This is a genomic window from Rhizobium sp. NZLR1 (assembly GCF_017357385.1).
GTDB lineage: Bacteria > Pseudomonadota > Alphaproteobacteria > Rhizobiales > Rhizobiaceae > Rhizobium.
Map to the genome: position 1 here is coordinate 1,648,251 of NZ_CP071632.1, position 11,704 is coordinate 1,659,954.

The window sequence follows — 11,704 nt, forward strand, 5'->3', positions numbered from 1 at the left end:
CTTTGAACTGCAACGGTTTTTCGCCTGTTGCGGTCTTGACGCCACGTAATCGACCAAGCAATCTCCGCACCGCTTAGCTGTGGCATTTCTGTGGAGAGGAAAGGCGATTCGGCGGCGTTTTTGCCGGAGAAGGAGTGATCTCCGGCCTATGGGAGGAAAGAGCGAAATGACCATTCTTTTATGCGTAATTGCATGCGGTCTGCTCTCGGTGGTCTATGCCGCCTGGGCAACTCGGTCGGTGCTTGCCGCCGATCAGGGCAACAGCCGCATGCAGGAGATCGCGGGCTATATCCGCGAGGGCGCTCAAGCCTATTTGACGCGCCAGTACAGAACCATTGCCCTTGTTGGCGTTGTCGTTTTCATCGCAGCCTGGCTGCTTCTTTCCGCCACGGCCGCCATCGGCTTCCTGATCGGCGCTGTGCTTTCCGGGGCTGCCGGCTTCATCGGCATGCACGTCTCCGTCCGCGCCAATGTGCGCACCGCCCAGGCTGCTTCCGCGAGCCTTTCCGCCGGCCTCGACATCGCCTTCAAGTCTGGTGCGATCACCGGCATGCTGGTGGCTGGCCTGGCACTGCTCGGCGTCTCCATCTACTATACCATTTTGACCTTCGGCCTCGGCCATGAGAGCGGCTCGCGCGAAGTCGTCGATGCGCTGGTGGCGCTGGGCTTCGGTGCTTCGCTGATCTCGATCTTCGCCCGTCTCGGTGGTGGCATCTTCACCAAAGGCGCCGATGTCGGCGGCGACCTTGTCGGCAAGGTGGAAGCCGGCATTCCCGAAGACGATCCGCGCAACCCGGCAACGATTGCCGACAATGTCGGCGACAACGTCGGCGACTGCGCCGGGATGGCCGCCGACCTTTTCGAGACCTATGCGGTTTCCGTCGTCGCCACCATGGTCCTCGCTTCGATCTTCTTTGCCGGAGCGCCGATCCTCCAGTCTGCGATGATCTATCCGCTGGCGATCTGCGGTGCCTGCATCATCACCTCGATCATCGGCACCTTCTTCGTCAAGCTCGGCTCGAACGGCTCGATCATGGGCGCTCTTTACAAGGGCCTCATCGTCACCGGCCTGCTGTCGATCGTCGGTCTCGGCGCCGCCACCTCGCTGACGGTCGGCTGGGGCTCGCTCGGCACGGTCGGCGGCGTCGACATTTCAGGCGCGCACCTCTTCTTCTGCGGCATCGTCGGCCTCGTCGTCACCGCGCTGATCGTGGTGATCACCGAATATTATACCGGCACCGGCAAGCGTCCGGTCGTCTCGATCGCCCAGGCCTCGGTCACCGGTCACGGCACCAATGTCATCCAGGGCCTGGCCGTCTCGCTGGAATCGACGGCACTGCCGGCGATCGTCATCGTCGGCGGCATTCTCGCCACCTACCAGCTCGGCGGCCTTTTCGGCACCGGCATTGCGGTCACGGCGATGCTGGGTATTGCCGGGATGATCGTCGCCCTCGACGCATTCGGACCGGTGACGGACAATGCCGGCGGTATCGCCGAAATGTCGCATCTACCGCCGGAAGTGCGTAAATCCACGGATGCGCTCGATGCTGTCGGCAATACGACCAAAGCCGTCACCAAGGGTTATGCCATCGGTTCCGCCGGCCTCGGCGCACTGGTTCTTTTCGCAGCCTACTCCTACGACCTCAAATATTTTGCGGCGAATGGCGACAAGTTCCCTTATTTCGCCGGCATAGGCGAAATTTCCTTCGATCTTTCCAACCCCTATGTCGTGGCGGGATTGATCTTCGGCGGTCTCATTCCCTACCTCTTCGGCGGCATCGCAATGACCGCCGTCGGCCGTGCGGCCGGTGCGATCGTCGAGGAAGTTCGCCGTCAGTTCAAGGAAAAACCGGGCATCATGGAGGGCACGGAAAAGCCGGATTACGGCAGGGCCGTCGACCTTCTGACCAAGGCCGCCATCCGCGAGATGATCGTGCCGTCGCTGTTGCCGGTGCTGGCGCCGATCGTCGTCTATTTCGGCGTTCTTCTCATCTCCGGCTCCAAAGCCTCGGCCTTTGCTGCGCTCGGCGCATCGCTGCTTGGCGTCATTATCAACGGCCTCTTCGTCGCCATTTCGATGACATCGGGTGGCGGCGCCTGGGACAATGCCAAGAAGAGCTTCGAGGATGGTTTCGTCGACAAGGACGGCGTGCGTCACATGAAGGGCTCGGATGCGCACAAGGCCTCGGTCACTGGCGATACCGTCGGCGATCCCTACAAGGACACCGCCGGCCCCGCCGTCAACCCGGCGATCAAGATCACCAACATCGTTGCGCTGCTGCTGCTCGCCGTTCTCGCCGGTTGAGCCATCGTGTGCAGGCACCGCGGTTCGCCGCGGCGCCTGACACGGAGAAGAACGCTGTAACGCCTTGAATTATGAAGTAAAAAACCCGCCGGAGCTGCTCCGGCGGGTTTTCGTATGAGGTGTATTCGATCAGCGCAGGCTGCTTGGGTTCTGCGGCGTACCGCCGGCGCCACCGCCGAACAGGCTGCGGGCAGCGCTCGCGGCACTGCCGCCGGAGAGCATCTGCTGCAGGAAGGTGAGTTCCTTGCCGCCGGTCGGCGTGACGCGCCCGACCGTGTCGAACACCTTGCCGTCCTGCAGGGTATAGTTGGCGCGGCGACTGACGACGCCGTCCTTGTCGAAATAGACCGCCAGAACGCTCTGATCGACGACTTTCAGTTTCTGGAAGGCGACCGCACGCGTGCGTCGCTGCGAAATGTAATAGAAGACTTCACCGTCGAAGGTCGCCGTCGTCGACGGGGTGCCGAGCGAAAGCAGCACCTGCTCGCGGCTCGAGCCCTCCGGAACGAGGTTCAGCGACTGCTGGTCGGCGACATATCCGCCATTGAGCACGGTGCTGGTCTGGCAACCGGAAAGAGCGGTGGTGGAGGCGATTATGAAGGCAATGGCCGCACTGCTGAAGAATTTCACGTCAGACTTGAAATACCGTTTCTTCAACGACATCTACTCCCTTGAGTATCGATAGCAGCCATTTTGGGCCTTGCACGCTTTACCTCCTGCAAAACCATTGTGGCCATTCCGGGTCAAATGTCCCGAATTCGCTTCGCTGACGCATCGAAGGCGTCGTCCCGAAACTGGCCATGATCGGCATTGCAATTCGCGCCTGCTTCGGTAAACCAGCTTTCGAAATCATGCAACAAGGCCAGAGGCCAGCCGGCGTGAAGAATGAGGCATTTCCGGAAAAAACAATGATCTTCGGGCTCTTCCGTAAGAAAAACAACAATCAAGCAATCGTCTACAGGCAATATGCGGCGCTGACGGCGGCCGCGCGCATGCCTGAGATTTATCAGCGGCTCAATGTGCCGGACACGGTCATGGGCCGTTTCGAGATGCTGTCGATCGTCATGATTCTATTTTTTCGCCGCACGCGTGCTTCCGGCACCAGCGGCCAGGAGATCGCCCAGGAGATCGTCGACGCTTTCTTCCAGGATATCGACTATTCGATCCGTGAACTCGGCATCGGCGACAACAGCGTGCCGAAGCGGATGAAGAAGCTCGCCGGCATGTTTTATGGCCGCCTCGAAGCCTATTCGAAGGCGATGGACACGGGCGATGCCGAAGCGCTCTCTGGGGCACTCACGCGCAATATCTACCCGGAAAGCTCGGCACCGGCCGATATGTCCGGCCTCGCCGGGTGGATGATCGCCGCGGAAGCGCATTTGTCCGCCATTGCCGAAGAGGAGATCGCCACCGGTTCGGCAGCGCTCCCACCGGTCGCCACCCCACCGGTCACTTGGCCACCGGTCGATTGAAGGAGGAAACGATGAAGAACAATCGGGACGATGTTCCCTTCTCCTATCACGTCAAGGTCGGCCATATCTCGGCCAACCCCGTCGAGGTCCACGTCGAGGCAGACGCCAAGGAACTGAAGGGGCTTGCCGAGACCTGGAACATTGTCTCGGTCGACAATCTCAGCGCCGACCTGCAGATCGCCCGCTGGAAACGCGACGGCGTGCGCATCAAGGGCCGCGTAAAGGCGAAGCTCGTCCAGTCCTGCGTCATTACGCTGGAACCGGTCGAATCCGCCATCGACGAGAGCTTCGAGCAGATCTTCGTGCCGGACGGCTCCAAGCTTGCCCGCCAGGCCGGTAATGACGCCGGCGAGATGTTGCTCGATCCGGACGGCCCTGATCTGCCCGAGACCTTTGTCGGCGATACGATCGATGCCGGCGAGTTGGTTGTCGAATTTGCCGCTCTGGCGATCGATCCCTATCCGCGCAAGAAGGACATCGAATTCGACGGCCATATCGAGGATGGCGGCGAAGACGACAAAAAGCCCTCGGCTTTCGCTGCCCTCAAGGATTGGAAAAAGGACTGAAGCGTCTCTGGCATTTGACATAATTCAGTTGTAAGCGACGCCAAAACCGGTATTTTGGCCGAAATTTCGCCATCGGCGAAAAGAAGGATCAGGGACGCGTGATCAGAATATCTCTCGACCTCATGGGTGGCGACTTTGGTCCCCAGGTTGTCATTCCCGGCGCCGCCAAGGCGTTGGATCGGCATCCGGATATTTCCTTCGTTTTCTACGGTCTCAAGGAACAGTGCGATCCGGTTCTCGCCAAGTTTCCGAAGCTTAGGGAAAAATCGCTCTTTCACGATTGCGAGCTTGCCGTCAGCATGGAGGAGAAGCCGAGCCAGGCGCTTCGCCGCGGCCGCTACATCTCCACCATGTGGCGCTCGATCGAGGCGGTGAAGACGGGGGAGGCCGATGTTGCGGTCTCGGCCGGCAATACCGGGGCGCTGATGGCGATGGCGAAGTTCTGTCTGCGCACGATGGCCAATATCGAGCGCCCTGCGATCGCCGCGATCTGGCCGACGCTTAAAGGGGAGAGCATCGTGCTCGACGTCGGTGCGACGATCGGCGCCGATGCCCAGCAACTGATGGATTTTGCTCTGATGGGCGGCGCCATGGCGCGGGCGCTGTTCGAGGTCGAACGTCCTACGGTCGGCCTTCTGAACGTCGGCGTCGAGGAAATGAAAGGCCAGGAAGAGGTCAAGGAAGCCGGTCGGCTGTTGCGCGAGGCAAACATCGATTCGCTTGAATATTCCGGCTTTGTCGAGGGCAACGACCTTGGCAAGGGCACGGTCGACGTCGTCGTCACCGAAGGGTTTTCCGGCAATATCGCTCTGAAGACCGCTGAAGGCACCGCCAAGCAGATCGGTGAATATCTGCGTGCCGCCATGTCGCGCACGCTGCTCGCCCGCATTGGCTACCTCTTCGCCAAAAGCGCCTTCGACATGCTCCGCGAGAAGCTCGATCCGAGCAAGGTCAATGGCGGCGTGTTTCTCGGCCTGAACGGCATCGTCATCAAGAGCCATGGCGGGGCGAATGCCGAAGGCATCGCCGCGGCCATCGAAGTCGGCTACGACATGGCCAAGAACGGCCTCAATCAGAAAATAGAAAACGATCTTAAGAAATATCATGCCAAGCGGCTGCCCCCCATGGGCCCGGAAGCTGCATGAGCAATGGGGTTCAATCGACTATGATCCGTTCAGTGGTTCGCGGGTTCGGAGCCGCACTTCCGAAGCGCGTGATGACCAATGGTGACATGGAGGCGATCGTCGACACGTCAGACGAATGGATCGTCCAGCGCACCGGCATCCGCCAGCGTTATCTCGCTGGCGATGACGAGACGACGGCGTCGCTCGGCGAGGCCGCGGCGCGCGCAGCCCTTGCCAATGGCGGCCTGACGCCTGATGATATCGATCTCATCATCTGTGCCACCTCGACGCCGGATAACACCTTTCCGGCAACCTCGGTCAATATCCAGAACCGCCTCGGCATGAGCCACGGCTTCGCTTTCGACGTCCAGGCCGTCTGCACTGGTTTCGTCTATGCGGTGACGACGGCGGACGCCTATATCCGTGGCGGGCTTGCAAAGCGCGTTCTCGTCATCGGCGCCGAGACTTTTTCGCGCATTCTCGACTGGAACGACCGCACCACCTGCGTGCTTTTCGGCGACGGCGCCGGCGCGATCGTGCTCGAAGCGACCGAGGGCGAGGGGACTGTTGCCGATCGCGGCGTGCTGACCGCGCATCTGCGCTCGGACGGCTCGCACAAGGAAAAACTCTATGTCGATGGCGGACCGTCGACGACGGGCACCGTCGGCAAGCTGCGCATGGAAGGCCGCGAGGTCTTCAAATACGCCGTCGGCATGATCACCGATGTCATTCAGGCGGCTTTCGATTCGACCGGCACGACAGCCGATGACCTCGATTGGCTGGTGCCGCACCAAGCCAATCGGCGCATCATCGACGGTTCGGCCAAGAAGCTGAATATCGATGCGGCGAAGGTCGTCATCACAGTCGATCTGCACGGCAATACCTCGGCGGCCTCGATCCCGCTTGCACTTGCGACCGCTGCTGGCGATGGCCGCATCAAGAAGGGCGACCTGGTGATGCTCGAAGCGATGGGCGGCGGCTTCACCTGGGGCGCCGTTCTGCTGCGCTGGTAGGCACGAATCCTAAAAAACTGGCGGCGAACAAGAGCTTGACCGTAAGGCGCAAGACAAATACTCTTCATGCGATTTCACAAAATATTTGTAGTGGGCGGGGAAACCATGACCGGAAAAACAGTGACGCGAGCAGACCTGGCGGAATCCGTTTTCCGAAAGGTCGGGCTTTCCCGGACCGAATCTGCGGAACTTGTGGAAACCGTCATCGACGAAGTTTGCAACGCCATCGTGCGTGGTGAAACCGTCAAGCTTTCCTCCTTCGCCACCTTCCAGGTGCGCGACAAGAACGAGCGGATCGGCCGCAACCCGAAGACTGGCGAAGAGGTTCCGATTTCCCCGCGTCGGGTCATGACCTTCAAGGCGTCGAACGTGCTGAAGACGCGCATCCTCAAGGCGCATGTGTCTCGCAAGGTCAAGCTGAAGCCGCAGAATCCGGCCTCTTGATCATCTGCTTCCCGTTTCTAAACAGCATTTTTTCTCTCCGCACTGTCCTGCGTTGTGCGCAACGTCGACACATGACTTGAATTGTCGGCGCCAAACCGTTGAAATATGATGAGTCGCCGTAGGATCGAGCCGCGAGGTCGCGTAGCAGCATGACGTTGGACAAGAGCCCCGATGCCTTTCGCACCATCAGCGAAGTCGCAGACGATCTTGATCTGCCGCAGCATGTGCTGCGCTTCTGGGAGACGCGTTTTCCCCAGATAAAGCCGATGAAGCGCGGCGGTGGCCGTCGTTACTACCGGCCCGAGGATGTGGATCTCCTCAAGGGCATCCGGCATTTGCTCTATGATCATGGCTATACGATCAAGGGCGTGCAGAAGCTTTTGAAGACCAACGGCAACAAGTTCGTCATATCCGTCGGCCACGGCGATCTTGCCAGCGTCGAGGCGCTTGCGTCGGGCGTCCAGGAGGCTATTGCCGGTGAACCGCGCGTCGGCATGGCCGATGAAGACCAGATTGTCGGCCGTGCCAAGGCGCCGATTACCCGCCGCTTCTTCAACTTTGTGGCTGGCGACGACGAGCAGGAAGTCTCGATTGGCAAGTCGAGCGTCGGCAAGGAAGACCGGGCATTGCTGCAGGAAGCGCTCTACGACCTGCTGGAATGCAAACGCCTGCTCGATCAGGTGCGCTGACCAGAAAACAACTCTTTGCATTTATGCATCGTTAACCCGGAACCGCAGCCCACGTCCGGGCGACATGCATTAGGCTTCGGTAAGCCGCTTCATCGCCTGTTCGAGTTCGCTGAGCTGGAAGGGTTTTTGCAGTACGGGCAATGTGCTTGGGCTGCTGCCAGCAGGGGCGGCGCCATATCCCGTCGCGTAGATATAGGGTTTGCCGCGTTCGTCGAGCAGTTTTGCAACCGGCAGCGAACTCTGCCCTGCAAGCGAGACATCCAGAATTGCAGCGTCGAACTCCGTCTCCCTGGCTGTTGTCAGCGCCCGTTCCAGATCGGGCGCACTGGCGCAAACCCGGTAGCCGAGATCGGCGAGCATGTCCTCAAGTAACATTGCAATCAGCGCGTCGTCTTCGACGATGAATATGTCTTTCATGTTCCCATCCACCCATTCCCCTTGCTGGGCATGGAAATATGTGGACCCCTTGCACGGCTCGTCAAGGTGTCGTGGCCGGCAGTGCGAGAATCAACATATTGCCGGGTGAAATTCGATGTGTAAAAGCTGGGATGCCGTTTGCGCAACGGCTCCTGCATAATTCCTTAAATCCGAATCGATTCAAAGATAAAATCATGCGGAAAATGAAAGAGTTACAGCCTCCTTTGCGCATCTGAAAGACGCGCGGCGCTGTAAGAAGGGATCTGGAATGGATTTGCTGAGTGCCACGGATTGGCTGCGTCATAGGCCGGGTTATACATATCCGCTGGCCGTTGCCTTCGTTGGCCTGACTTTTCTTCTGAGGCTTGCCGCCAGCGACTATCTCTCCGGCTTCCCCTTCTTGAGCTTCCTCCCGGCGATATTGCTGGCGAGTTTTATAGGCGGCGCAGGGCCGGGCCTTGTCGCGGCCATACTTGCCGCTTTCATCGTTCAGCAGTTTTTCGTCGAGCCGCACAATATCTTCTGGCCGGTCAGCGCCGGCCAATGGGTTGGTCTCTCAACCTATCTCGTCAATGCCGCGATCATCATCGGCCTAATGGAGACGATCATTATCGCGCATGGCCGGCAGAGCCGCCTCCGCAGTGAGCTCAACAGTTTCAACACGCGCCTCGAACACACGGTGGTCCAGCGCACCGCCGAGCTCCGGCACGAGATGGAAGAAAACGCAGCCGCTCAGGCGCAGGTGCGCCAGCTGCAGAAGATGGAGACGATCGGTCAGCTGACAGGCGGGGTCGCCCACGATTTCAACAACATGCTGGCGATCATCATCGGCAACCTCGATCTTGCCCAGCGGCGCCTCACCGGAAGCGAGGACCCCCGCATGCTGCATTCGATCCAGAATGCCAAAGACGGCGCCCAGAGGGCCGCGGTACTGACCGCCCGTCTTCTCGCTTTCTCGCGCCAGCAGCCGCTCGCCCCTGAGGTGATCGACCTCAACAAACTGGTCGGCGGCATGTCGGAGCTGCTGCGCCGTACACTCGGCGAGCAGATCCGGATCGAGACCGTGCTTGCCGGCGGCCTCTGGCCGAGTTTTGCCGATCTGAGTCAGCTTGAGAACGCTATTCTGAACCTTGCCGTCAACGCCCGCGACGCCATGCCTGGCGGCGGACATCTGACGATCGAGACCGCCAATACCGAACTCGATGAGCGATATTCCCGGATGCATTCGGAGGTCGAGGCCGGCCAATATGTGATGATCAGCATGACCGACACCGGCACTGGCATGTCGCCTGATGTAATCGAGCGGGCGTTCGATCCGTTCTACACCACCAAGGGACCCGGCAAGGGCACCGGTCTCGGCCTCAGCCAAGTTTACGGCTACATCAAGCAGAGCGGCGGCCACATCAAGATCTATTCGGAGATCGACAGGGGCACGACGGTGAAGATCTATCTTCCGCGTCGTGTCGGGGCGACCGAAGCTCGGTTGACTGCGGCCGGCGCCCAGCCTATCCCCCAGGGCAGCGTCAACGATACGATCCTGGTGGTGGAGGATGATGAGAACGTCCGCACCATGACCGCCGAAAGCCTGCATGAACTCGGTTACACCGTGTTGCAGGCGGCAAGCGGGATGGAAGCGCTTCTCGTTCTGGAAGAAAATCGGGAAGTCGACCTGGTCTTTACCGATATCGTCATGCCGCAAATGACCGGACGCCAGCTGGCCGATATCGTCCAGAAAAAATGGCCGGCGATCCGGATACTCTACACAACGGGCTATACCCGCAATGCCATCGTTCATAACGGGGTGCTCGATCACGGCGTTTCCTTGCTCGCCAAGCCCTTCAGCCTGGAGCAACTCGCCCACAAGATCCGCGAACTCCTGAATGCGCCGGCAAGGACGGAAGGCGAGCGGCCGTGAAGCCGCCAGAGTATGATGCCGAAAGTTAGGCCCACCGGGCCTAAAATCATCCTGTTCTAGGCAACCGCACGTCCACTATTCCCGATCGCTTTATTCCAGCACCTGGATCACACGGTGCGTCTTCGGCTCGACGATCACACGCCGCTCATTGACGACGGTATAGCCGTAGCCGTCCATATCCGGCACGGTGTGCACTTCCACGGTATCGGGCAGCGTCGCACCGACGGCGATATCGCCTTCATAGACGACGGATGGCGTGTTTTGCTCCATCACATAGGTGCGCACCTCGCCCGGCAACACGACGGAGCCGGTCGCTGCGGGATCGGTGACGATGACGGTGCTCTGCGCGAAGGCGGCGGAGCCGATGGTCAGCATGGCGGCCGCAGCCAGCATGATCTTGCGCATGGAATGTTCTCCTTGTTCAACCTGAGACATCAACGCAACGCCGGCCATGCGGCATAGTTCCCGCGCGGCCTTCGCCAGTGCCGAAGAGGCGCAATCTCGGCAATTCAGTTGTTGCTAAATAAATTTATGCACCATACGGTTGAGCTGTTCGAATCACGTTCAATGCGAGTTCGTTCAGCGGCACCTGCGGCGGGTTCTTTACTCTTCGTTAACCATGTTGGCGATTTATACCCTGTGAACGGCCGGTTGGTCGTTGATTCGAAGGTCCATCGCGTTTCGGCTTGCGAATGGATATCTGGAAAGACGATTGCGGCGGCTCGAGACATGCGTTTGCGGAAGACGATATCGCTGGTGGCTGTGGCGGGCATGATGGCCGGCTGCACGTCGACGGGCGGTGTGCGCCAGCCCTCCGGACCGGAGACCGTGGCGCCTGAAAAGGCGCTGGTCCTGCCACCGCCGGGCGGCCCGTCGATCGTCAGCGTCGTCGAGCGTAAGCGTGGCAATGGCGTCGAGCAGACGATCTCGCTGTTTACCTCATCCTCCGTGCCAGGCCAGAACTTCCTGAATGTCCAGTTTTTTGGCGCGTCCGGGGCCAATCCCGGCATCGGCAATGCCGGCTACAGCATGATTAACGAGAGCGGCATTAGCCGCGAGGTGGCGCGTTCGGCCCCCGGTGTGCCGATGGCGACGTCGGCGACCTTCCTGCAGAACGCCTATGGACCCTTCGGTTATGCCTCCGGCCGCAGCCGTAGCGGCGACAGCTGCATCTTTGCCTGGCAGCAGATCCGCTCGAGTGCGGCCGCCAATACTCAGGCGCGCAATTTCGGCATGATCCAGCTGCGCCTGCGTCTCTGCGATGCGAACGCCAGCGAACGCCAGCTGCTCGGCATCGTCTATGGCTATACCATATCGGGCACTTTCGACGGGGTGATCTGGAACCCTTACGGCAATCCGCCGCCGGCCGATGTTGCGCTCGGACGCACCGGCGCGCCGATTTATCCTGACGAGGGCGGCTATCGCGCCAGCCCGATGCCGATCGGCCATGAGCCGGCGCCTGCCATTGTCAGCCGGCCGCGGGCAGTTCCGGCCCGCAGCGTGTCGCCACCGGCGCAAGGCGCCGCACCGATGCCGGCGCCCATCGGCCCGCGCGTGCCGCTGCCGGGTGACGCGCCTCAGGCGAGGATAACGCCGGATGCGGCAGCCGCGCCGGACGAACAAGCTGGACAAACTGCAAGGGCGATCGGCGTCACCGTGCCGTCGCCAGACTGTATAGGCGACGCGGCCATGACGGCCGCCTGCCGGAGATAATCAGCATGCCCGGCGCGCCCGACGGTGCGCCGGTTGAGCAATTTCG

At 60.5% G+C, this 11,704-nt stretch carries 12 protein-coding genes; 9 read left to right on the plus strand and 3 right to left on the minus strand.

Annotated elements, in window-relative coordinates; genetic code table 11:
* Nucleotides 1-166: 166 nt before the first annotated feature.
* Nucleotides 167-2,305, plus strand: a complete 2,139-nt coding sequence (locus J3O30_RS08235; RefSeq protein ID WP_207583735.1) for a sodium-translocating pyrophosphatase — start codon at nucleotides 167-169, stop codon at nucleotides 2,303-2,305.
* A gap of 129 nt (nucleotides 2,306-2,434) precedes the next feature.
* Here the strand turns inward: J3O30_RS08235 and J3O30_RS08240 are convergent, their stop codons facing one another.
* Nucleotides 2,435-2,968, minus strand: coding sequence for an outer membrane protein assembly factor BamE (locus J3O30_RS08240; RefSeq protein WP_207583736.1), 534 nt, complete (start codon nucleotides 2,966-2,968; stop codon nucleotides 2,435-2,437).
* 137 nt (nucleotides 2,969-3,105) lie between these two features.
* Here J3O30_RS08240 and J3O30_RS08245 point away from each other — a divergent pair, with 137 nt between their 5' ends.
* The 6 genes from J3O30_RS08245 to J3O30_RS08270 all read left to right on the plus strand — a co-directional run bounded on the left by J3O30_RS08245 (nucleotide 3,106) and on the right by J3O30_RS08270 (nucleotide 7,613).
* The gene (locus tag J3O30_RS08245) at nucleotides 3,106-3,777 is read left to right on the plus strand and encodes a ubiquinol-cytochrome C chaperone family protein (RefSeq protein ID WP_207583737.1); all 672 of its coding nucleotides are present in this window, start codon (nucleotides 3,106-3,108) and stop codon (nucleotides 3,775-3,777) included.
* A gap of 11 nt (nucleotides 3,778-3,788) precedes the next feature.
* A complete protein-coding gene (locus J3O30_RS08250; RefSeq protein WP_207583738.1) occupies nucleotides 3,789-4,343 on the plus strand; it encodes a DUF177 domain-containing protein in 555 nt (184 codons plus the stop codon).
* 98 nt (nucleotides 4,344-4,441) lie between these two features.
* Complete coding sequence (plsX, locus tag J3O30_RS08255; RefSeq protein ID WP_164008837.1) at nucleotides 4,442-5,488, plus strand: phosphate acyltransferase PlsX; 1,047 nt, start codon at nucleotides 4,442-4,444, stop codon at nucleotides 5,486-5,488.
* A 20-nt stretch (nucleotides 5,489-5,508) separates the two neighbouring features.
* The gene (locus tag J3O30_RS08260) at nucleotides 5,509-6,480 is read left to right on the plus strand and encodes a beta-ketoacyl-ACP synthase III (protein WP_207584282.1); all 972 of its coding nucleotides are present in this window, start codon (nucleotides 5,509-5,511) and stop codon (nucleotides 6,478-6,480) included.
* Nucleotides 6,481-6,585: 105 nt separating this feature from the next.
* Complete coding sequence (locus J3O30_RS08265) at nucleotides 6,586-6,924, plus strand: integration host factor subunit alpha (protein WP_003574027.1); 339 nt, start codon at nucleotides 6,586-6,588, stop codon at nucleotides 6,922-6,924.
* A gap of 149 nt (nucleotides 6,925-7,073) precedes the next feature.
* Nucleotides 7,074-7,613 carry a MerR family transcriptional regulator gene (locus J3O30_RS08270; protein ID WP_207583739.1) on the plus strand — a complete coding sequence of 180 codons (540 nt, stop codon included), beginning with the start codon at nucleotides 7,074-7,076 and terminating at the stop codon, nucleotides 7,611-7,613.
* 69 nt (nucleotides 7,614-7,682) lie between these two features.
* Here J3O30_RS08270 and J3O30_RS08275 read toward each other — a convergent pair whose 3' ends face one another.
* Nucleotides 7,683-8,030: a response regulator gene (locus J3O30_RS08275; protein ID WP_207583740.1), complete on the minus strand. Its 348-nt coding sequence runs from the start codon at nucleotides 8,028-8,030 to the stop codon at nucleotides 7,683-7,685.
* A gap of 268 nt (nucleotides 8,031-8,298) precedes the next feature.
* On the opposite strand from J3O30_RS08275, the gene J3O30_RS08280 reads away from it, so the two are divergent.
* Nucleotides 8,299-9,945: an ATP-binding protein gene (locus J3O30_RS08280; RefSeq protein ID WP_207583741.1), complete on the plus strand. Its 1,647-nt coding sequence runs from the start codon at nucleotides 8,299-8,301 to the stop codon at nucleotides 9,943-9,945.
* A 90-nt stretch (nucleotides 9,946-10,035) separates the two neighbouring features.
* Here the strand turns inward: J3O30_RS08280 and J3O30_RS08285 are convergent, their stop codons facing one another.
* The gene (locus tag J3O30_RS08285) at nucleotides 10,036-10,350 is read right to left on the minus strand and encodes a DUF1236 domain-containing protein (protein WP_207583742.1); all 315 of its coding nucleotides are present in this window, start codon (nucleotides 10,348-10,350) and stop codon (nucleotides 10,036-10,038) included.
* A 324-nt stretch (nucleotides 10,351-10,674) separates the two neighbouring features.
* On the opposite strand from J3O30_RS08285, the gene bcsN reads away from it, so the two are divergent.
* Nucleotides 10,675-11,658 carry a cellulose biosynthesis protein BcsN gene (gene bcsN / locus J3O30_RS08290; RefSeq protein WP_207583743.1) on the plus strand — a complete coding sequence of 328 codons (984 nt, stop codon included), beginning with the start codon at nucleotides 10,675-10,677 and terminating at the stop codon, nucleotides 11,656-11,658.
* Nucleotides 11,659-11,704: the final 46 nt, after the last annotated feature.